Source organism: Thermoclostridium stercorarium subsp. stercorarium DSM 8532, assembly GCF_000331995.1.
Classification (GTDB): Bacteria; Bacillota; Clostridia; order DSM-8532; family DSM-8532; genus Thermoclostridium; species Thermoclostridium stercorarium.
In genome coordinates this window covers 1,909,824-1,930,800 of record NC_020134.1, presented here as the reverse complement: position 1 = coordinate 1,930,800, position 20,977 = coordinate 1,909,824, and the positions used below count along the sequence as shown (strand labels likewise).

Below are 20,977 nucleotides of genomic sequence, written 5' to 3'. Positions count from 1 at the left end.
GTATGTGAACAAAGGCGTTCATCCGGTATTGCTTTCCGGATAGCGCCTTTTATGTTTTCGGAGGTTCAGGTATGTGCGGAATTGCAGGTTTTTGTAATTTAAACACCGATTATACCCGTAACAGTGAATACTGGCATCAAATTCTTGTTGATATGAGAAAGTCTGTTTCACACCGCGGATGTGACAATACCGGTGAATATCTGAGAAGAAATGTCGGGCTTGGCCATACCCGCCTGGCAATAAGGGATTTATGTTTCGGGGCGCAGCCTATTGTCAGAAACATCAGCGGGAAAGAATACGTAATTGTTTATAACGGAGAAATCTACAATACCGACGAATTAACGCCTGAGCTGAAAAGAGAGGGATTTGTTTTTGAAACCACAACCGACACCGAAGTAATTCTATATGCTTATATTCATCACGGCATTGATTTCGTAAGCAGGCTTAACGGTATCTTCGCCTTTGCAATCTGGGACGAGGCTTGTGAAAGACTGGTATTGTATCGTGACCGGCTTGGCGTAAAACCGTTATTCTATACTATAAAGGATGATACGCTGGTCTTCGGATCCGAAATAAAGGCCCTTTTCTGCTTCCCGGCAGTAAAACCTGAAATAGACATTGAAGGTCTGAGGGAAATTTTCGGTGTCGGCCCTGCAAGAACGCCTGGAAATGGTGTCTTTAAGGGTATAAATGAGATAAAACCCGGGCATTACGCTGTTTTTTCAAAAGAAGGTTTTAATGTCAAAAGGTATTGGGAGCTTGAAAGCCGTCCGCATACAGACAGCTATGAAGAAACGGTGGATAAGGTTTCATTTCTCGTCAGGGATGCGGTTAAAAGACAGATGGTTTCGGATGTTCCGGTTTGCAGTTTTCTTTCAGGTGGTATAGACTCAAGTATTGTAACTGCAGTAGCTTCGGGCTACTTGTCCGGATTTGGCTTGAAACTGAATACTTTTTCCTTTGACTTCAAAGACAACGGTATCTACTTTAAGTCCAATTCCTTTCAGCCCGAACGTGACAGACCTTATGTGGATATTATGTTATCGGAATATAATCTTAACCATACATATCTTGAATGTGACGAATGCCTTCTGGCCGATTTGCTTTTCGACGTGGTTGATGCAAAGGATCTGCCGGGTATGGCCGATATCGATGCGTCGCTTTTGTATTTCTGCAGGCTGGTGAAAGCCCATAATAAAGTTGCGTTAACCGGTGAGTGCGCTGATGAAATTTTCGGCGGCTATCCGTGGTTTTACAGAAATGAACTTTTATGGACTGACGGTTTTCCGTGGTCAAGGGATATATCGGCCAGAACATTGCTATTGACGGATGATTTTGTAAAAGAACTTAATCTTCATGAATATGTTTCCGAAAGATATTCGGATTCATTAAAATCGGTTCCCTTTCTGGAAGGCGAAAGCCCGGCGGATAAAAGGCGCAGGGAAATTACTTATCTGAACATAAAGTGGTTCATGCAAACACTGCTTGACAGGATGGACAGGGCAAGCATGTACTCGGGGCTTGAGGCGAGAGTGCCGTTTGCAGACCACAGAATAATTGAATATGTATTTAACGTTCCGTGGGACATGAAGCTTAAAGACGGGGTGGAAAAGTCCCTTTTACGTGAGTCGTGCAAGGATCTGTTGCCCCGTAAGCTTCTGTACCGTAAAAAAAGCCCGTATCCAAAGACATATCATCCAAATTATGAAAGATTGCTTTCACAAATGTTTACCGATATTTTAAATGATCCGAATTCTCCGATTGTTTCGCTGGTAGATAAGAACAAAGCCATGATATTTCTGAAATCTCCGTCTGAATACGGAAAACCGTGGTTCGGACAGTTAATGGCGGCTCCGCAGCTTTTAGCTTATATGATACAGGTAAATTACTGGCTTGAGAAATATTCTCTTCTTTAACGGCTTCAGTAAGCTGTTCTTTTTTTATATTTGCAAAATAACGGAAAAAGAAACTTTAAGTATCGGAGATGTAACGGGACATAGTAGATGTGCGCAGTATTGCATTAGTAAAAATTGTTCTGTTTTCAGTTCACGAGCACCTCCTTTGTTTTGTTGTTAATAACAACAAAACAAAATGAAGAGGAGCCTGAACATGAACTGTATGATGAATGTCCGTAAACGGTATGCCATCCGTTTTTTTCACAACCTGATTCCGGCTTATGTAATAGAAAGGCTGTTCTGGGAACAACGGGGCATGACAGTCCCAATGGTGGTTTACACTGAAATCATATATGCGTTTACGGTTGTCCTGTTGGAGGTTCCGTCCGGTATTATTGCCGATAAATGGGGCAGAAAAAAGCTGATAATAGTAAGCGCATTCCTGGGATGTTGTGAATTTCTGATACTGATATACGCGAGAGAGTTCATTCACTTTTCGCTGGTGGTATTTCTGGCAGGGGTGGGACGCGCAGCCGGAAGTGGAGCAGAGAACGCTTTGCTTTATGATTCGCTTTTCTCAGATGGTTCCGAGGATTCTTTTGAAAAATGCCTGGGATTTTTAATGCTCTGGATTTCACAGCGTCAATTCTGGCTGCATTAAGCGGAAGCCTAATAGCCGGCCGGTACGAATTTGAGCTGAATTACCTGATATCCTTCATCAGACCCAGGAAATATTTTATTTATGTGATTTATGTTGTATATTTATTAGCTCTTAATGGCAAGTCGAAATATGTCGATATTAGTATCATATTAATGTTTAAAATACTTTGGACGGTGAAGAAAATGGCGGATCTTTTTTCAAATGATGCCATGCTGGAAATGTTCCTTTTTGAAGCTTCTCAGTTGCTGGAACAGCTTGAGCAGGTTGTTTTGTCATGTGAAACAAGGCAGCATTATTCCGAAGAGGACATAAATGAAATTTTCAGAATAATGCATACCATAAAAGGATCCTCTTCAATGATGATGTTCAACGGAATAGCGGCGCTGTCCCACGCCATTGAGGATCTGTTTTCCTATATACGCAAGGAAAAGCCCGAAAAATATTTTTCCTCGGATTTGAATGATTTAATTCTTACTTGTATAGACTTCATTAAAATTGAGCTGGAAAAAATAAGAAACAAGGATAATGTTGACGGAGACCCTTCCGAACTTGTGGAAAAGATCAAAAGTTTTCTTGCGCAGTTGAAAGAGAGAGGATTTAACGTTCCTGAGGAAAAGAATGAGGAAGTAATTAATTATTTCAAAGCCGTCCTTTATTTTGAAGACGGCTGTGAAATGGAAAACATAAGAGCATTCGCGGTTGTTCACAACCTTGAAAAAATCGCATATAAGCTTGTTTATTATCCGGCTGACATTATTGAGAATGAAAAAAGCGTTGAAACGATCCGTCGCGAAGGGTTCCAAATATTTATTAAAACCGACAGGTCGAAGGAAGAAATACAGGAGCAGCTGGTGCAGACCGTATTTTTAAGGAAACTGCAACTGCCGGTTGTTGATGAAAAAGCGTTTGCTGAAAGCCTTCAGGATCGGGAAAACGGTGAATTAGTTCTGTCTGAAAATTCTGTAAAAAAACAGGAGGAAAATGCCACGGCTGAAACTGAAGACGGAGGGAAAACTGCACAGGTTGAAAAAAGCCATACAGAGACCGAGCAAAAACAGAATGTCGGCGATCATCACAGCACGTCATCAGCGCAGAGTTATATAAGCGTCAGCGTGGCAAAACTGGACAGACTGATGGATCTTGTAGGCGAAATGGTTATAGCCGAGGCGATGGTAATACAAAATCCCGATTTGCAGGGATTAGAGCTTGCGAACTTCCATAAGGCGGCAACCCAGCTGAGTAAAATAACCAGTGAAATTCAGGATATCGTAATGTCGGTAAGAATGGTGCCGCTGGCGGCCACTTTCCAGAGAATGAACCGAATTGTAAGGGATATGTGCAGAAAGCTTAACAAGGAGGTTCAGCTCGAAATAATAGGGGAAGAAACAGAGGTGGACAAAAACATTATTGAACGGATAACAGATCCCCTGATGCACCTTGTAAGAAACGCCGTAGACCATGGAATAGAAACTGCTGAGGAAAGAGAAGCAATGGGTAAAGGCAGGGTAGGGAAAATAACCATCGAAGCCAAAAATGTGGGCAGTGACGTACATATTATCGTTAAAGACGACGGAAGGGGCCTGAACAAGGAGAAGATACTTAAGAAGGCCAGGGAAAATAATCTGCTTACAACCGATGAAGACAGCTTGTCGGATTCGGAGATATACAGACTTATACTCCTGCCCGGTTTTTCAACAAGTGATAAAGTGACTGAATTTTCAGGCCGCGGCGTTGGAATGGACGTTGTAGCGAAAAACATTGAGGCAATTGGCGGAAGTATTTCCATAGAAAGCGAAAAAAACAAGGGAACACAGATAACCCTTGCCATACCGCTTACTCTGGCGATTATTGACGGAATGAATATACAGGTGGGAAAATCCACTTTTACGATACCTACCATTTCAATACAGGAATCGTTCAGACCCAGGGATGAAAAAGTGATTGTGGATCCCGACGGTAACGAGATGATTATGGTACGGGGGGAATGCTACCCTGTATTGAGACTCCACAAGTTTTTCGGGATAGAGACCGAAGTAACGAATATTTCGGACGGTATAATTATTATGATTTCGCAGGATGAAAGGAACATATGTGTTTTTGCCGACAGACTGCTGGGCCAGCAACAGGTAGTGGTGAAATCCTTGCCTGAATATATAAAAAGATTTAAGAAAATTAGCGGCATATCCGGCTGTACCTTGCTGGGGGACGGAAGTATAAGCCTTATACTGGATATTGCCAATCTTGTTCATAACAAATAACATTTTTTATTTTTTTAAGGGGGCGTTTTAATGGCGGATATTCAGACCAGTATCGTGACGGAAGACAAAGATACCCAGGAAGGAAGGTACCTGATATTTTCAATAGATGATGAAAGCTACGGTATAGAAATCCGGTATGTAACCGAAATCATCGGGATTCAGACAATAACCGGGGTACCTGAACTGCCTGATTATGTAAAGGGTATCATTAATTTAAGGGGAAAAATTATTCCTGTAATGGACGTGCGGCTGAGGTTCAAAAAGGAACCAAGAGAATACAGCGACAGGACCTGTATTATCGTTGTGGATATAATGGGGATGTCGGTGGGACTTATTGTTGACAGCGTGTCTGAGGTGGTCACTATAAATGAAGCTGACATTTCTGAACTGCCGTATATCAGGCAGGGATATCAGAATCACTACGTTAAGAAAATAGGAAAAATAAGCGATGAAGTCAGGCTTCTTCTTGACTGCGAGAAATTGCTGACAGATGAAGATGTTGAAAGTTTAAATGAAGTTTTATGATTTATTGTTTATGCCCCTGCATGCTTCTGTGGGGGCATCTTATGGCGGACAGATGTGGGGAGAACTGTGAAAGGACAGTTATGTTAAGTGACAGTGAATTTGAAATTGAAAACATAAAAGCGGAAGCAAGCGGGTGATAAATGTATTGTGATTACAATAACGGAGCAGGAATTTAAACAGCTGGCGGAATATATTGAACAAAACTATGGAATTCATATAAAAAAAGAAAAAAAATTGATTTTAAGCAGCAGGTTATATAATGAACTTGTTAACAATAATTGTGAAAATTTTACACAGTATTTTGAATTTATCCGCTCTGACAAATCAGGTAAAGCATTGATAGAACTGGTGAATAAAATAACCACAAACCATACGTTTTTTATGAGGGAAGCAGATCATTTCAATTATTTCAGGGAAAACGTGCTTCCCTATCTTGCAAAAACGGTAAAGAACAAAGATTTAAGAATATGGAGCGCCGGGTGCTCAACCGGACAGGAGCCTTATACCCTTGCAATTATAATTGATGACTTCTTTAAAAACGAAAAAGCACTATGGGACACAAAAATACTTGCCACAGATATATCAAACAAAGTGCTTTACGAAGCTATAAACGGAATTTACGGCAAGGATGAGGTTGAAAGCCTTCCGTCAATGTGGAGGCTGAATTATTTCGAAAAATTGGACAACGGAAATTACATGATAAATAACAAAATTAAAAAGGAAGTTATTTTCAGAAGGTTTAACCTTATGGAAAAGGTTTTTCCGTTTAAGAAAAAATTTCACGTTATTTTTTGCCGCAATGTTATGATATATTTCAGGCATAGCACGAAAATGGAGCTCATTAACAAATTCTATGACATCATGGAATACGGCGGATACCTTTTTATCGGGCATACTGAGTCCATACCCCGTAACGAAACGGGCTTTCAGTATATTCTGCCGGGTATCTACAGAAAGGTGTGACATATGTGGAGTTGGGAGGAGATTCGGTGGGAAACGGCAGAACCATAAAAGTTCTTGTGGTTGACGACAGTATTGTATTTCGCGAATTATTAACGCTGGGTATCTCATCGGAGCCTGAAATAAAGGTTGTGGCTACAGCGAAGGATCCTTTTGAAGCAAGAGATAAAATACTGATATATAAGCCTGATGTTATAACATGTGACGTGGAAATGCCAAAAATGAACGGAATAGAATTTATACGGAGACTTATTCCTCAATATCCGGTACCTGTTATTGTGGTAAGTTCGGTAAGCGGCGTGGTTTTCGATGCATTGAATGCCGGTGCGGTTGATTTTGTTGAAAAACCGAATATGGGAGATGTGACAAATGTAAAACAGTTTATTTACAGCCTCATTGAAAAGATAAAAGTTGCGTCAAATGCAAAAATAGTACAGAATACGGTGAAAAGTTCCATGCAGCCCGAAGGGACGTCGGAAGCCTTTGATTCACGAAAAATAATCGCTATAGGGGCTTCTACCGGAGGAACCGAGGCAATAGCGAAAATACTGAAAGGCATGCCTCCGACAATTCCCGGAATTGTTATAGTTCAGCATATACCCCCTGTATTTTCAAGGCTTTTTGCTGAACGGCTGAATTCATCCACACAACTCCGTGTGAAAGAGGCAGAAACCGGTGACTATGTGGAACAGGGAAAAGTGCTGATAGCTCCCGGGGATAAGCATATGAGAATAAAGAAAGTGGCGAACAGGTACAAGGTGGAATGTTTTAATGGTGAAAAGGTCAACGGACACTGTCCGTCGGTTGATGTATTGTTTGAATCTGTTGCAAAAGAAGCCGGAAAGGACGCCATTGGGGTTATCCTCACCGGAATGGGTTATGACGGAGCAAAGGGCCTGCTTGCGATGAAAAGAAAAGGAGCGTATACAATCGGCCAGGACGAGCATTCTTCGGTGGTTTATGGCATGCCTAAAGTGGCATATAACATTGGTGCCGTGACCAGGCAACTTTCTCTGGAGCGGATAGCGGCATCAATAATGGAGATGGTAAGGTAACCCTGCGGGATATAAGAATATACCGACTGTAAGTATCACAAGGCGGCAGCAGCACCCATTGACTGTAAAAAATATCAAACTCCTTCTGTGTTTTAAGCATTTCGGCACAGAAGGAGTTTTGATTATTGTCCGCTGTTTTGATTATATTTGCCTTATCCGTTCACTAAAAGGATTTTATACTGTTTACATTGGAATAAAATTACAGGGAGCATATATGATTGATTGCCCCCCCTGATCGTGCGTACTTTAATATTTCTTATTCTTTATCCTCGTCCTGAAGTGCGTCGTATCCTTCTTCGCCCGTTCTTATTTTTATGACATTTTCAACATCATAAACAAATATTTTTCCGTCGCCCACATTGCCGGTGTAAAGTGATTTTTTAATTGTGTTTATCACGGTTTCTGTAGGTATTTTGCAAACCACAATGTCCACCTTAACTTTCGGAAGAAGCCGTGTCTTTACCGGTACCCCGCGGTAATACTCGGTGTACCCTTTCTGCATGCCGTAACCAAGGACATTCGTAACGGTAAGCCCGGTGATGCCGATTTTGTCCAAATCGGATTGCAGTTTCGGGAATTTTTCCTGATTGGTAATTACGGTAATTCTGGTAATCTTCGCACCGGGACGAGATTTGTCAACCACAGGTATCGCAACGTCCGGCGATACAACATCTGAAGCAGGTTTTGACACAGCGGCCTGAATACCCGCAATCTGTTCATCATAGGAAGTTCCGTTCACCGAAGCCATGATGGGTGCCACTATGGCAAAATCGGGATAGGCGGTATTCCCGTGTTCGCCTATGTCAAGCCCCTGAATCTCCTCCTCAAGGCTTACCCGGATGCCAACGGTTTCCTTGAGGATAAGCCAAACAAGGGATGTGGAGACAAACACGAATGCCCCGACAGCTATTATGCCAAGAAGTTCAATTCCGAACAGTTTCAGGCCTCCGCCGAAGAACAAGCCGTTAACGGTTGAAAGGCTTGTAACTCCTTCCTGAGCGAAAAGTCCGACGCAAAGCGTACCGAAAACGCCACAAACCAAATGGACCGACGTAGCGCCAACCGGGTCGTCAACTTTTACGCGGTCAAAAAACAGGACCGAGAAAACAACAAGCACGCCTGCTATTGCGCCGATAAGAAGAGAGCTGGCAACGACAAATTAGATTACAATGCATATAATGGCATTACAAGCAACTGTAATGCCATTATATGCATTGTAATCATGAAAGGAGTATCTAACATGAAGAAGCTAATTAAAAAGCTATTAAGTTTCACATTAGTAGTTTCAATGGTAATGTCTATGACGGCTACAGCCTTTGCTACAAGCGGTCCGCGAGATTCTTTATCTGTTAATACTACTGGATTAGTTCAAGAATTGTTTCCAGAATTAAACAATAAAGAAATTGCAGAAATAGAAAAGGAATTAAACAATTTTCTGAATCATTCATCACAAGATTCTTCGCGAATAACGCTTAGCAGCAATGGAAATTTATATTGGGGCCCAGTTACAGTAGGTGATATCCAATTAAAGATTATTGGACCTCATGCTCATAAGTTCGGAAAATTTTCATATCCTGTAGAGCATATAAATTTTCATGTTGATAAAGTTAATAATAGTGGTAAAATAGTTAAAAATGTAGCTAACTATCATATTGCAAAATATACATCTAACGGAAAAGATTGCCTCTATGTTTACGATAGTGTTTCAAGAAGCACTCTTATTGATAGATGTGACAGTAACTGGAAAGACACTGTAAAAGATGTTGTTAGTGCAGCTTCTAAAGCAGCTGCAAAAGTATCCTCCGAGGGAAATTGGATAGTTAAAGCGGCGCTTTGGGCAACGGCCGTAGTAATTATAATTGACCTAGTTTTACCTATGGATCCTATTCCTGTCATTCCATTTTCAAATGATAATCTAGTTCTTCAATAGTAATTCTATAGTGGTAGTAATTGTGCTTTATAAAAGGCAATTACTACCACTCATTTAAAATAATAAGTAAGGTGAAAGATTATGAAAAGAATAAGTCTTAATGTAATTGACTATGAAATTAATAATATTAATGTAAATTGGTGGAAACAGATTATGTCTGTATTTTTAAAACCTGGTCATAATTTTGAGATTCGATGCTGGAAAAATGAAAAAGAGGTAATAGAAAAAGCTTTGAAATATGGAAAACTTAATGAGGCTGAAAAAAGTAAAAATGAAATATCAATCAATGGAATCTTGTCGGAAAAAATGATACAAGATATTCTTGCTGAACCCAAACCAGATAACTATGATAAATGGACTGATTTCTTTACAATCAATATCAAAGATAATTTTTGTAGTGCTCATTACGGAGCTGAAATATATATATATGATTTAACAGACCATGATGTTGAAATTATCAAACAAATCATATCACCTATACAGGATTTTTTTAGTTTTGGTGTGTTTGATATGGAGAAAGATTAAACTTCGAAGATATCATTTCATATTTTGCCTAAGGCCTCAATAATATTGCTTTACGATTCATTATAGAATAATAAAAGCATAACCTTTAAAGGAGAACATAACATGAGAACTATGTTAGTTCTGATTGGTGAAAAAAATATTTATTAGAAGAACAAAGCAAGAATGATCAATGATATATTTGATATAAAAAAACGGAAATCAGTAGATAATTTGCATTCCGTTCTTTTTAAAACTCTATGGGAGATTAAAAATTATACCTGCCAAATAAAAAAATGTGTTTTGGTGGGTATACCTATGTGCTTAAATATTTGGTTCTTTGTCAACTGGTGTTGGTGAAGAAAATATTAATTAGTTTTACAACTGAATAAACTTAAGTAAAATACAATCTAGGGCTTAGGATCATTATTTATGACTCCTAAGCCTTTAATGTTGCTAAGTTTTGTGTAATGAGTATCCTATTTCTAAAATGATAAAAGCTTCTATAACCAAATGCTATTCGCTTAATAACTTTAATTTTGTTGTTTATGCCTTCTAAGATACCATTTGTATAGTCATATATAAATGAATTTTCTATGTAACCTATGTACTTCTGTAGGGTCTTAACTGATGTCTTCATATAGTCGGAAATTAGGTTATTTACATTAGATAAAGTTCTATTTAATAATGAGAAATCCTTGTGTTTAATACAATATCTAATATCGTGATATAACTCATAAGTTGCTTTAAGCTCTGGATCTAGGTCAATTAAATAGTTAATGATATCTATTTCTCTCATTGGCTTCTTAAAGGATCTATGATAATTGTACGTAGTATAGTTAATTGATGATGTATCTTTTAAGAGAAGCTTCCAATACTTTTTAAATTTATTGTAGTTCTTCTTATCCTTGTTCATAATTTTTATTCTTGTTTTATTTAAAGCTCTGCTAAATAATTGAATTATATGAAACTTATCAATAATAATTTTAGCTTTTGGGAATATAGACTTAATTAATGAGATATAGGGACTGTACATATCAATAACTACAGTTCTTACAGCATTTCTAGCTGCCTTAGAGTACTTCATAAAATAATTATTAAGTACATGTAATCTTCTATCTTCAACGATATCAACAATTTGACCAGTGTCTGCATCACAAAATATGAAGGACATTGCCCCATCAGCTGATTTAACTGATTTAAATTCATCAAAGCATAAATGTTTAGGTAGATAGTTAAACTTAGGTTTATAGTGCTGATAGAAGCTATCAATCACCCTATTTACAGTTGAGTGAGAAACATTATGATTCTTGGCAATATCCTTTTCAGATAGTTTATCCTTAGCGCTAAGAGCTATAGAAACTTTAGTATTATTAGAGATATAGCAATTTTTATTAACAATATTGGTCTTAAGGGTAAAGGTAGAATTACAATGTTTACAGTAATAACGTTGTTTCTTTAATTTTAAATAAGCATTAAAACCAGATACCTTAGGAATCTTGATAGTAGATGTTTTAAAGCCATGTTTAATAATATTATTATCCATAACATGTCCACAATTATAGCAAGCATCAGGGGTATAGCTTAAGATACCGTGAAACATCTTCGATTCAACATGATCAATGGTTTCTTCAGAATAAAAGTTATCATCAAATTTTATATTTTCATCTTTTAAATTTAATAAATTTATTATACAATCATTAAGAGACAATTTGACAACACTCCTTTAAAATATGGTTTTGGTCGATTATATTTTACCAGAGTTTGTCAGTTGTCTCATCTTTTTTTGTAAATAAAATGGTGCTGGTTTTAATCACCAACACCAAAAATTATAGAGCCATAATATTTTATTTTTTAAACCAATAGTGACATTTTCACTGAATAAAATTGCCCTCCTTTAGGTGACATTCTCTCAGACTATTGACATAGGAAACAGGGCATAAATAAAAACTGATAATGGTATATATTGGAATAATTACAGTGTATGGATAAAGTGAAATGGCCGAAACTATTTGTCCGGGACAAATTAATTATTCAACATTATCGTCGGTGTTGCATTTTTCAATCAAGGACTGAAGAAAATTGATTGTGTTTCTTTTATTTTTGTTCTCATCAGGAATATGGTTCCATATTTTTAAAAAGCAGTCACGAAAGCCGTTAACAATGCTTTTTTCCGTTATTATATTATTTATTTTTTCCGGGTTGTTTTCAAATACCCCTCCGTTTTTATTTAAGGTTTCTATAAAAACACTGGAATTACCCTTTACAAGCCAGCAGATATTGGAGAGATTATTAAAATCATGTTTGTTTACAAAGGCGATTTCGTAATTTTCATGTTTCCTCAGCATGTTGATTAAATTCTCCAAATGATACACAATGTCGCCATTGCCCGGGATTCTGTTTTCCAGCATGTAATATTCGTCAGGTGCATATTTTTTATATCTTACCAGCTTTTCCAGTGATTCCACAAAACATATGTCCTTATATTCATAGTACCTGACCTGTGCTTCAAAAGATTCAAGCCTTCTTTTATGTAAAAACTCTCTGTATGATATTTCCTGGCTTGTTCTGTTGCCAAATTTCAGATATTTTTTATATAAATCCAGTGGTATGGTAATAGTACTGAGGCCGTTTTTAAAAACATATCTGTCACCGGGAAATTCTTCTTCCTCAACAAGCACCTGCTGGAATTCTATTGTTTTCTGCGACGGATATGTTTTCATAAGCGGTTTTGAAAAAGTCAACTGCTGGAAAAAATAGGAAGTCAATATCTCTATACTTTCCTTTTCATGATACCAGAATGCCCTGTCCACCTGTTGACCGATTTTCGACGAAAAGCACAGTAATGCACCTATGTGCGGAACGATGCATAATTCATTCAGAAAAAGGATGTTATCGTTAACCTTATGATAAAAAACATAAAGGTTTCCGCATGACAGTAAAGCCTGTAAATACTCTACAATTTTAATTGTTCTTTGGCAGTTGTCATTAAGACCAATTAGGAAAATAACGGTCCACCCATAACCCAATATATCGTTAAGAATATGTAACCATTTGTTTTTTAAGTCGGTATTGTTTAGCAGTATATTCATTTCGCTGTTTAACGTAATTAATATTTTATCATCCGAATTAGGTTTCCGGCGGGCCTGTTTCAGCAATCTCAGCGCTGAGTTTATAACTTCGGTTTCGCCGTTAATAACCTGTATATAATCAGTGGTAACGCCAAAATGACCGCTTTCGTCAAGGCTTATGTTTGTCATGTTCAGTCTGCCGGCATATTTTCTGGAATTATTGTCATTGTATCTTACGGCCCCGTGAATGCCGGATGCGGTAAATAAAGTATTTGCTCTTTTGATCTTTGCCTGTTTATAAAGTTTTATCGAATAACCCTGGGCCTCCGTCAGCCATAACTTGATCTTGTTTTTCAGCTCTTCAGTGGTTACGGTTTCTTTTATTTCTATACCGTGGCTGTGGAGAAGGTTAATTACCGCTTCTTTCTGAAAGCTGTTGCTTATCTTATTTGCAACAGAATTACTTATTAACTCTATATAGGGGGTGTCATATGAAGGTACTCTTTCTTCTCTGATCCACTTATATATCAAAGAGGGATCAACATTGATCTCCTTGGCAAGTTTATTGCTTTTTAAATCCAGTGCTTTTAATATGGCAGCAAGACATTCTCCAAATGTCAGGTATACATCCATATGCCGTCACACCTCACAAAGTAAATAGGAACCATATCAGGTTATAATTTATCCATATTTGCGAAATGTAAAACTGTATCAGGGAATTGTCAGAGACTTGTACCGGACAATATCGACGAATTTCGATAAAATTCACACCCCGATTATATAATAACTTTATATAACATTTTTCCCGCTGAAAATTATATATAAGCCGATTCCATACCAAATGCACATGCGATAAACGAAGGCACGGACCGCAGGGAAAATAGGGAAATTTGTCATTCAACGACAAATTTTGGCATATTTTTATTATCAAAGCAGGAATGGAGGTGAGAATACATGACTGAAATGAGTAAGGCAGTGAAAACGGAAAATACGCAAAAAGACAAATATCTTACTTTTCTGCTCGGTGAAGAAACATATGCGATAGAGATTAAATATGTTACTGAAATAATAGGGATTCAGCCGATTACTCAGGTTCCGGAACTGCCGTCATATATAAAAGGTATTATAAATCTCCGGGGAAGGATAATTCCTGTAATGGATGTCAGACTGAGATTTAAAAAACCTCCCGTGGAGTATAACGACAGAACGTGCATTATAGTTATAGATATTGATCGCATGACAATAGGCTTAATTGTGGATAACGTGTCCGAAGTCCTGACTATTTCAGAGGAAAATGTTGTTCCGCCGCCTGAAATAAACAAAAGCGTTGAAAACGGATACATAAAAGCAATAGGAAAAGCGGGAAGCGATGTAAGGCTGATTCTCGACTGTGAAAAGCTTATAAATGAAGATGACATGTAGGGATAGTTCAGACGGCGGATATTGCATTGCATAAATAAAAATGTGGAATATTGAATCAACTGTTAGGGGGATTTGAATATATGCACAACAAAAAAACTCTTAAGCAATCTACAATTGCTTTTGCTTCAGGCGGAATAATATTGTTTTTGTCCGTTATGCTTACAGTTTTTTCATTAAAGGTGGTAAAGTATTATAATAAGGCGGCTTTTACCCGTGAAAGACAGTTGGAACTGATTCGGCTCGGAAATGATTTGGCTGATGCTTCTGAATTTCTGACAAATGAAATAAGAGAATATGTTCAAACCGGTGACAGGACAAATTATGATAATTACTTAAAAGAAGTGAATGAGGTAAAGACAATGGAGAATATCATTAACAAGCTGAAAGAACTCGGTGTGCCGGAAGACGAACTTGAATATGCCAAGCAGGCGGTAAGAAGTTCCGAGGCGTTGACGGAGATAGAAAAAAAAGCAATGGAGGCAATGACCAATAAAGATTACGACAAAGCCCGTGAACTGGTTTTTAATGACGAGTATGAGGAAAAGGCACAAAGCGTAAAAAACGCAATAAACTCATTTCTGCGAAAAGATGAATGGCAGGCTTGAAAATGAAGCCGCTGAAATAAACAATAAACTGAATAGATATATAAACTGGCTTATGATATTTATTATTTTGATTTTCGCATTTTCCTCAATTAATATTGCACTTCTTTACATAAAAATTATCAAGCCGGTTATACGGCTTAAAAATGTGATGCTGGCGATGGCAGAAGGCGATCTGACGCAAAATGTTGACGTACCTTTAAACGATTCAGAAATAGGCCAGTTGGCGGGAGCAATATTGAAAACAAAAGACAATCTGAATATGCTTGTTGCGGATACCAAAAAACTTTTAAATGCGGCGATTGAAGGAAAACTTGACACCAGAGCGGACATATCGAAACATAACGGTGATTTTGTTAAGATTATTGAAGGAGTTAATAAGATATTAGACACAGTGTATGCTCCGCTTAAAGAAACGGAAATTGTGCTCGGAAGAATGGCCAATAATGATTTTTCATGCAAAATGGAAGGTAAATACGAAGGAGAATTGTCAGAATTATCAGACTCAGTAAATGCCGTCCGTGACAGGCTGCTCAGCATAGAAGATGTATTTGTAAGCGTATCAAATGGTGATACAAGCCGACTTGAGGAATTGATTAAAGTCGGAAAACGCAGCGAAAATGACAACCTTGTTCCTGCTGCGGTTGGCATGATGCAGGCCATTCGTGATCTGATAGATGAAGTGAATATTATTACAAATGAATGTCTGAACGGTAATTTTAAAAATGCAAGAGCTGATTCAAACAAATTCAGAGGCGGGTATAAACAAGTCGCTGACGGTATAAACAATATACTTGACGCTATTGTTGAACCGTGCAGCGAAGCGGTTCAGGTATTGGGGGTTATGGCATTAAACGACTTTACTGTGCAAATGAGCAATAAATATAAGGGAGATTTTGCTGTGTTGGCCAACTCCATTAATGATGTTCAGAAGAGATTGCTGAATGTCCAAAATGTTGCGGTAAAGATTTCCCGGGGGGACATCAGTGAGCTTAATAACCTGCGTAAAATAGGCAAAAGATCTGAAAATGACAATCTTATACCTGCATTAATAAGTATGATGGAAACAATACAAAATTTGATAGATGAGATAAAAATACTTTCAAATGAGGCAGCGAACGGTAACTTGAATGTCAGAGGGGATGCCGGCAAGTTCCGGGGAGAATTCGTTACAATAATAAACGGCATAAATGATATTATCAATGCAGCAGCAACACCTGTAAAGGAAATTAAAGACGTAATGGTTCTGCTGGCGGACGGAATTATGGGAGTAACCGTTAAAGGAAATTACAAAGGTGATTATAAGATTCTTGCCGATTCGGTTAATATAACGTCTACCAGGCTGAAGAACGTGATTAATGAGATAAGCGATATACTGCTCAGGATTTCGGAGAATGATCTGAATATTGAAAAAGTTAAGGAATATAACGGAGACTTCAGGTTAATTTCTGATTCCTTAAACACAATAATTGATTCGTTGAACGTGACGATGAGAGAAATAAACATCGCAGCCGATGAAGTGGCTGCCGGCGCGGAACATATTGCGGCTGCAAGCCAGAATTTATCCCAGGCTTCTGAGGAACAGGCAAGCTCTATTGAAGAAATAACGTCTTCGATAACAGAAATTGCCGCACAGGTGAAACAGAATGCAGATAATGCCGTGCAGGCGAATAATCTAAGCATGGTGGCGAAAGACAATGCCGTTAAGGGTAACGAGCTTATGAAGGAAATGTTGAAGGCAATGAACGATATTAATGAATCTTCTGCGGAAATTTCAAAAATTATTAAAGTAATAGATGATATAGCTTTCCAGACAAACATTCTGGCGTTGAATGCGGCGGTTGAAGCGGCCCGGGCTGGACAATACGGCAAAGGCTTTGCCGTAGTGGCCGATGAGGTAAGAAATCTTGCACAAAGAAGCGCAAGCGCCGCGAGAGAAACCACGGCACTGATAGAAAATTCAATTGAAAAAACTCGCGTAGGTACTAAGATTGCAAATGATACGGCCCGGGCTCTGAATGAAATTGTCGACAGCATCAGCATGGCGGCCGAACTGGTTAGTCAGATTTCTTCCGCATCCGGCGAACAGTCCGTCGCCGTATCACAGATAAATCAGGCTATTGAACAGGTATCTGAAGTTATACAGGCCAACTCCGCAACGGCGGAAGAAAGTGCGGCTGCAAGTCAGGAATTGTCCGGGCAGGCTGAAACATTGCGCCATATGGTAGGCAAATTTAAGCTCAAGGATTTAAAGCAATTGGATTCACGTAATTTGGACAGCCTGGATCCTGAAATTATACATGCAATTGAAGAAATGATAATGAAAAAGACAAACAAAAATGAGTTACCCGAAAGTCTGAATGAGGCAAAACGCAACGGTAAGGGCAATACAACGGTCGGGCAAAATGATACATTGGAAAGGGAAAAAGAGGCTGACGCGCTCAACCGGAATGATTTTGACAAGTATTAAGTGAAAAAGGGAAGGACATATTCATATGTCCTTCCTTTTTTGTTATTCCCCACCAATAAACTTGGAAGGCCGATGACCGCCGCCGGATACATTTATCTGCCTTAAGCAGATTATGCCGGTAAAGTTACCGTCACCAGAAGCGAATGCCCGTCATCGGTGGTGCAGTGGATTCTTCCGTTATGTGCCGAAACAATTGCCTGGGCAATTGAAAGGCCTATTCCGTGCCCGCCGGTTTGGGAATTTCGGGAAGGATCCAGACGGTAAAAGCGTTCAAAGATCCTGGAAAGGCTTTCCTTTGGAATTAAATTTTCAGTTGTATTATATACCGACAAAACAACGGCTCCAGGATGTTTGTGGACATTCAGCGAAATTCTGCCCTTTTCCGGAGAATATTTCAAGGCGTTATCCAACAGAATTTCCACAAGATGGCGGATGGATTTTTCATTTCCTTTAAGGCTGACCATCGGCTGGATCTTGCATTCGAACTCTTTGTTCTGCGCTTGCGCAAGTGCCTGGAACGAGGAGGCTGTTTCACTTACCACATCAGAAAAGGGAAACTCCACCATCTGCAGTTTGTTTTCGGATTCTTCCATACGCGCCAGGAATATAAGATCATTTGTAAGTTCGGCCAGGCGTTTTACATGTTTCTTAATATCATCCAGCCATTCATTTTCGCCGAGTTCCATTTCCAGTACGTCCAGATCGGCGTTTATAACCGTCAAAGGTGTTTTAAGTTCATGCCCGGCATCGGTAATAAACCGTTTCTGTTTTTCATAGCTTTCGGAAATAGGTCTGATTACTTTGTTGGAAAAAAACACAATAAGAGCAAAAACAAGGATTAAGCTTATAAAGCATATGGCAATGCTCGCAAAAAGAAAGCTTCTGAATGCATCAAGCCGCCTTCCGCAGTCCAGGAAAATGACCCTGACATTTGAACCTTCTTTTTGCAAGCGAAAGCGAAAGGCTTTTATAAAGCCTTTTTCCCGATTGTTTTTTAAGATCTGCCGCGCAAAGGTGATGGCGTCATCACGATTCACCGAGACAATCTTCCCGGTTTCAACCTGGACAATTCTGTTTGTTTCCTGATTTATAACCACGGAAAAAAACCTGGTTTCGTACGGAACCTCAGGGGACATGCGCGGAGGCAGCTGCCCACGGCCGCCGGGGCCTATGGGGAAAACTCCTTTGTTTTTCGAAAGTATTTCCAGAAGCTCGTCTGCCTCGTGTACCACCTTCATATAATTCGCAACATTTATTCCGGTAATGATAATGGTAAGCACGGCGATAAAAACCGCCATCGAGACAATAATAAATTTCCGCTGCAGCTTTTTTATCATGATACAACCTCCAGGGAATACCCTGCATTTCGTGCTGCGCGGATTTGGATATTTGCGTTGAGGGCGCTTAATTTTTTGCGCAGGTAGGATATATACACCCAGACCACATTAATTTCTGCGTCAGAATCAAGTCCCCAGATTTTTTCCAGAAATTTTTCCGTAGAGATCAGATTTTGCGGATTGGACATCAGTATTTCCATCATCTGAAACTCTTTGTTTGCCAGCCTGAAACTGCCTGTGGGGGAAGAAAGCTCAAATGTGGCACGATCCAGTGTAATGTTTCCGAAAGTCAGCTTGTTGTCAGTTGCATGGTTCCCCCTTGTCATTGCCCTGATTCTCGCCAGGAGTTCCTTCGTATCAAAGGGCTTGGTGAGGTAGTCATTGGCGCCGCTGTCAAGCCCGGTTACTATGTCATCCACTTCGGATTTCGCGGTAAGCATAAGAATAGGCGTGGTGATGCCTTTTTCACGAACCTTTTTTAAGACCGTAATACCATCCATTTTCGGCATCATTATATCCAAAATTGCGGCGTCATAATCCCCGGTTTCAAGATAGGCCAGGGCATCTTCACCGTTATATACGGCTTCGGCAGTATAATTGTTTTTCTCCAGAATTTTTACAAGGGCGCGGACCAGTGAGCGCTCGTCTTCGGCAAGCAGTATCTTCATGCTGCACCTTCTTTCTTTAATTTAATTAATATCATAACTCAATAACATTAAGCGGAATTAAAAATTATAAATTTTTTCTTGCATATTTATTGTAAACACATGTTTGTGATCAAATTGTTAACTTTTTGTGATTTTAAAGTACAGTTAGGGTTTGGCATATAAACTATTTGCTGTGAAGGAGGAAACGCTATGGCATACAAGACGGTTTTCATGCGGTACGAACTTAAATACCTTATTGATCATGAGCAGAAGGAAAAAATCATGAAAGTTATGGAGCCCTATATGAAACCCGACAAGTATGGACGCACCATTATACGCAATATTTATTATGACACTGACAGTTACCGCCTTGTAAGGCATTCCATTGAAAGCCCGCCCTATAAGGAAAAGCTTCGGGTAAGAAGCTATGCAAAGGCTGAGCCCGGCAGTACCGTGTTTGTGGAACTTAAGAAAAAATATAAGTCGGTTGTTTACAAGCGCCGCCTGCCTATGCCTGAAACCCAGGCAATGAAATGGTTGGCGGGTGACGTGAAATTAAAAGAAAAAACACAGATTGCAAAAGAAATTGAATATTTTATGAATTATTACCGGACAATTCATCCTGTCCTGTTCCTTTCCTATGAAAGGGAAGCCTTCTATGGCCGCGAGGATGAAAATTTCCGTGTTACTTTTGATGAAAACATCCTTTGCCGGCAGGAAGTACTTTCGCTGCAAGCTGATGTATGGGGCATACCCATTTTGCCCGCCGGTAAAGTTCTTATGGAGCTTAAATGTGCGGGCGGTATTCCGTTGTGGATGGTCAGATTTCTTTCCAAAGAGCGGATTTTTAAAACATCCTTTTCTAAATACGGAACGGCTTATAAGAATATAATTTATCCGCAATTACAGCAGTCGAAGGAGGCAAGAATTTATGCTTAGTAATTCGGTTTCCGCTTTCCGAGGCTTGTTTGATACCGACATGACAAGTATTATCAATGTTAAGGATTTTCTGCTCTGTATAGGCTGTTCACTGTTAATTGGCCTGATTATGGCGTTTGCATACATGTACCGGAGCAGGTATACCAAAAGTTTTATTATTACCCTTGCCATACTGCCCGCTGTCGTTTGCGTGGTTATTATGATGGTAAACGGAAATGTCGGAACGGGAGTTGCGGTGGCGGGTGCTTTCAGTCTTGTACGTTTCCGTTCGGTTCCGGGTAATGCCAAGGAAATCACGATGCTGTTTCTTGCGATGAGTGCAGGTCTTATAACAGGTATGGGCTATTTGACTTTTGCGCTGCTTTTTACTATTGTTATGTGTCTGATTATAGTAATTTACAACAAGGTTGATTTTGGGGTAAGAAAGAATGAGGCAGCTTATAAAACACTTAACATAACAATACCTGAAGATTTGGATTACACAGGAGTATTTGAGGAAATACTTGATAAATATGCCAAATCCTATGAACTGGTAAAAGTTAAAACCACCAATATGGGCAGTATGTTCAGGCTTACCTATAACATGATACTCAGGGACGGGACAAATGAAAAGGAAATGATCGACATGCTCCGTTGCAGAAACGGTAATCTTGAAATTACCGTATCAAAGCAGGAAAATGATACGGCAGAACTGTAACAAAGGA

Annotated in this window: 18 protein-coding genes and 1 pseudogene; 13 read left to right on the top strand and 6 right to left on the bottom strand. The window is 39.1% G+C overall.

Going from position 1 to position 20,977, the window contains the following annotated elements; all coding sequences use genetic code 11:
* Positions 1 to 71: 71 nt before the first annotated feature.
* The 6 genes from asnB (at position 72) to CST_RS08310 (ending at position 7,354) form a co-directional block, all read left to right on the top strand.
* Positions 72 to 1,916: an asparagine synthase (glutamine-hydrolyzing) gene (asnB, locus tag CST_RS08335; protein ID WP_015359438.1), complete on the top strand. Its 1,845-nt coding sequence runs from the start codon at positions 72 to 74 to the stop codon at positions 1,914 to 1,916.
* Between the two features lie 193 nt (positions 1,917 to 2,109).
* On the top strand, positions 2,110 to 2,556 hold the full coding sequence (locus tag CST_RS08330) for an MFS transporter (RefSeq protein WP_015359437.1): 447 nt from the start codon (positions 2,110 to 2,112) through the stop codon (positions 2,554 to 2,556).
* Positions 2,502 to 4,814: a chemotaxis protein CheA gene (locus CST_RS08325; RefSeq protein WP_015359436.1), complete on the top strand. Its 2,313-nt coding sequence runs from the start codon at positions 2,502 to 2,504 to the stop codon at positions 4,812 to 4,814. The genes CST_RS08330 and CST_RS08325 overlap by 55 nt, the downstream gene beginning before the upstream one ends.
* 30 nt (positions 4,815 to 4,844) lie before the next feature.
* Positions 4,845 to 5,339: a chemotaxis protein CheW gene (locus tag CST_RS08320; protein ID WP_015359435.1), complete on the top strand. Its 495-nt coding sequence runs from the start codon at positions 4,845 to 4,847 to the stop codon at positions 5,337 to 5,339.
* 147 nt (positions 5,340 to 5,486) lie between these two features.
* Positions 5,487 to 6,302 carry a CheR family methyltransferase gene (locus CST_RS08315; protein ID WP_015359434.1) on the top strand — a complete coding sequence of 272 codons (816 nt, stop codon included), beginning with the start codon at positions 5,487 to 5,489 and terminating at the stop codon, positions 6,300 to 6,302.
* Between the two features lie 5 nt (positions 6,303 to 6,307).
* The gene (locus CST_RS08310) at positions 6,308 to 7,354 is read left to right on the top strand and encodes a protein-glutamate methylesterase/protein-glutamine glutaminase (protein WP_015359433.1); all 1,047 of its coding nucleotides are present in this window, start codon (positions 6,308 to 6,310) and stop codon (positions 7,352 to 7,354) included.
* 256 nt (positions 7,355 to 7,610) lie between these two features.
* On the opposite strand, the gene CST_RS13735 is transcribed toward CST_RS08310, so the two are convergent.
* Positions 7,611 to 8,102, bottom strand: a complete 492-nt coding sequence (locus CST_RS13735; RefSeq protein WP_257745864.1) for a P-II family nitrogen regulator — start codon at positions 8,100 to 8,102, stop codon at positions 7,611 to 7,613.
* Positions 8,103 to 8,141: 39 nt separating this feature from the next.
* Positions 8,142 to 8,492 (bottom strand): annotated as a pseudogene (locus CST_RS13730) (P-II family nitrogen regulator); the annotation flags it as partial.
* A gap of 102 nt (positions 8,493 to 8,594) precedes the next feature.
* Here CST_RS13730 and CST_RS08300 point away from each other — a divergent pair.
* On the top strand, positions 8,595 to 9,284 hold the full coding sequence (locus CST_RS08300; RefSeq protein WP_015359430.1) for a hypothetical protein: 690 nt from the start codon (positions 8,595 to 8,597) through the stop codon (positions 9,282 to 9,284).
* A gap of 81 nt (positions 9,285 to 9,365) precedes the next feature.
* Positions 9,366 to 9,809 carry a hypothetical protein gene (locus CST_RS08295; protein WP_015359429.1) on the top strand — a complete coding sequence of 148 codons (444 nt, stop codon included), beginning with the start codon at positions 9,366 to 9,368 and terminating at the stop codon, positions 9,807 to 9,809.
* Positions 9,810 to 10,224: 415 nt separating this feature from the next.
* On the opposite strand, the gene CST_RS08290 is transcribed toward CST_RS08295, so the two are convergent.
* Positions 10,225 to 11,496, bottom strand: a complete 1,272-nt coding sequence (locus CST_RS08290) for an ISL3 family transposase (RefSeq protein ID WP_015359428.1) — start codon at positions 11,494 to 11,496, stop codon at positions 10,225 to 10,227.
* 319 nt (positions 11,497 to 11,815) lie between these two features.
* On the bottom strand, positions 11,816 to 13,489 hold the full coding sequence (locus CST_RS08285; protein ID WP_015359427.1) for a helix-turn-helix domain-containing protein: 1,674 nt from the start codon (positions 13,487 to 13,489) through the stop codon (positions 11,816 to 11,818).
* A 321-nt stretch (positions 13,490 to 13,810) separates the two neighbouring features.
* On the opposite strand from CST_RS08285, the gene CST_RS08280 reads away from it, so the two are divergent.
* The 3 genes from CST_RS08280 to CST_RS08270 all read left to right on the top strand — a co-directional run bounded on the left by CST_RS08280 (position 13,811) and on the right by CST_RS08270 (position 17,350).
* Positions 13,811 to 14,278, top strand: coding sequence for a chemotaxis protein CheW (locus tag CST_RS08280; RefSeq protein ID WP_015359426.1), 468 nt, complete (start codon positions 13,811 to 13,813; stop codon positions 14,276 to 14,278).
* Between the two features lie 80 nt (positions 14,279 to 14,358).
* Positions 14,359 to 14,883, top strand: a complete 525-nt coding sequence (locus CST_RS08275) for a CHASE3 domain-containing protein (RefSeq protein WP_015359425.1) — start codon at positions 14,359 to 14,361, stop codon at positions 14,881 to 14,883.
* Entirely contained in the window at positions 14,867 to 17,350 is a 2,484-nt protein-coding gene (locus tag CST_RS08270; protein WP_015359424.1) for a methyl-accepting chemotaxis protein, read from the top strand. The genes CST_RS08275 and CST_RS08270 overlap by 17 nt, the downstream gene beginning before the upstream one ends.
* A gap of 110 nt (positions 17,351 to 17,460) precedes the next feature.
* Here CST_RS08270 and CST_RS08265 read toward each other — a convergent pair whose 3' ends face one another.
* Together CST_RS08265 and CST_RS08260 are read right to left on the bottom strand one after the other, a co-directional pair.
* Positions 17,461 to 18,687 (bottom strand): sensor histidine kinase, encoded by a 1,227-nt coding sequence (locus tag CST_RS08265; RefSeq protein ID WP_015359423.1) that lies wholly within the window; start codon positions 18,685 to 18,687, stop codon positions 17,461 to 17,463.
* On the bottom strand, positions 18,684 to 19,355 hold the full coding sequence (locus CST_RS08260; RefSeq protein WP_015359422.1) for a response regulator transcription factor: 672 nt from the start codon (positions 19,353 to 19,355) through the stop codon (positions 18,684 to 18,686). The genes CST_RS08265 and CST_RS08260 overlap by 4 nt, the downstream gene beginning before the upstream one ends.
* A gap of 189 nt (positions 19,356 to 19,544) precedes the next feature.
* Between CST_RS08260 and CST_RS08255 the strand changes: the two genes are divergently transcribed.
* Positions 19,545 to 20,273 carry a polyphosphate polymerase domain-containing protein gene (locus CST_RS08255; RefSeq protein WP_015359421.1) on the top strand — a complete coding sequence of 243 codons (729 nt, stop codon included), beginning with the start codon at positions 19,545 to 19,547 and terminating at the stop codon, positions 20,271 to 20,273.
* Positions 20,266 to 20,970 carry a DUF4956 domain-containing protein gene (locus tag CST_RS08250; RefSeq protein WP_015359420.1) on the top strand — a complete coding sequence of 235 codons (705 nt, stop codon included), beginning with the start codon at positions 20,266 to 20,268 and terminating at the stop codon, positions 20,968 to 20,970. Before CST_RS08255 ends, CST_RS08250 begins: the two co-directional genes overlap by 8 nt.
* The last annotated feature ends 7 nt before the right edge of the window (positions 20,971 to 20,977 follow it).

What these genes read in the sequence shown, in the direction of transcription:
- asnB (WP_015359438.1), top strand. Translation starts at nt 72, where the DNA reads ATGTGCGGAATTGCAGGTTTTTGTAATTTAAACACCGATTATACCCGT.
- CST_RS08330 (WP_015359437.1), top strand. Translation starts at nt 2,110, where the DNA reads ATGAACTGTATGATGAATGTCCGTAAACGGTATGCCATCCGTTTTTTT.
- CST_RS08325 (WP_015359436.1), top strand. Translation starts at nt 2,502, where the DNA reads ATGCCTGGGATTTTTAATGCTCTGGATTTCACAGCGTCAATTCTGGCT.
- CST_RS08320 (WP_015359435.1), top strand. Translation starts at nt 4,845, where the DNA reads ATGGCGGATATTCAGACCAGTATCGTGACGGAAGACAAAGATACCCAG.
- CST_RS13735 (WP_257745864.1), bottom strand. Translation starts at nt 8,102, where the DNA reads ATGGCTTCGGTGAACGGAACTTCCTATGATGAACAGATTGCGGGTATT.
- CST_RS08300 (WP_015359430.1), top strand. Translation starts at nt 8,595, where the DNA reads ATGAAGAAGCTAATTAAAAAGCTATTAAGTTTCACATTAGTAGTTTCA.
- CST_RS08295 (WP_015359429.1), top strand. Translation starts at nt 9,366, where the DNA reads ATGAAAAGAATAAGTCTTAATGTAATTGACTATGAAATTAATAATATT.
- CST_RS08285 (WP_015359427.1), bottom strand. Translation starts at nt 13,489, where the DNA reads ATGGATGTATACCTGACATTTGGAGAATGTCTTGCTGCCATATTAAAA.
- CST_RS08280 (WP_015359426.1), top strand. Translation starts at nt 13,811, where the DNA reads ATGACTGAAATGAGTAAGGCAGTGAAAACGGAAAATACGCAAAAAGAC.
- CST_RS08275 (WP_015359425.1), top strand. Translation starts at nt 14,359, where the DNA reads ATGCACAACAAAAAAACTCTTAAGCAATCTACAATTGCTTTTGCTTCA.
- CST_RS08270 (WP_015359424.1), top strand. Translation starts at nt 14,867, where the DNA reads ATGAATGGCAGGCTTGAAAATGAAGCCGCTGAAATAAACAATAAACTG.
- CST_RS08265 (WP_015359423.1), bottom strand. Translation starts at nt 18,687, where the DNA reads ATGATAAAAAAGCTGCAGCGGAAATTTATTATTGTCTCGATGGCGGTT.
- CST_RS08260 (WP_015359422.1), bottom strand. Translation starts at nt 19,355, where the DNA reads ATGAAGATACTGCTTGCCGAAGACGAGCGCTCACTGGTCCGCGCCCTT.
- CST_RS08255 (WP_015359421.1), top strand. Translation starts at nt 19,545, where the DNA reads ATGGCATACAAGACGGTTTTCATGCGGTACGAACTTAAATACCTTATT.
- CST_RS08250 (WP_015359420.1), top strand. Translation starts at nt 20,266, where the DNA reads ATGCTTAGTAATTCGGTTTCCGCTTTCCGAGGCTTGTTTGATACCGAC.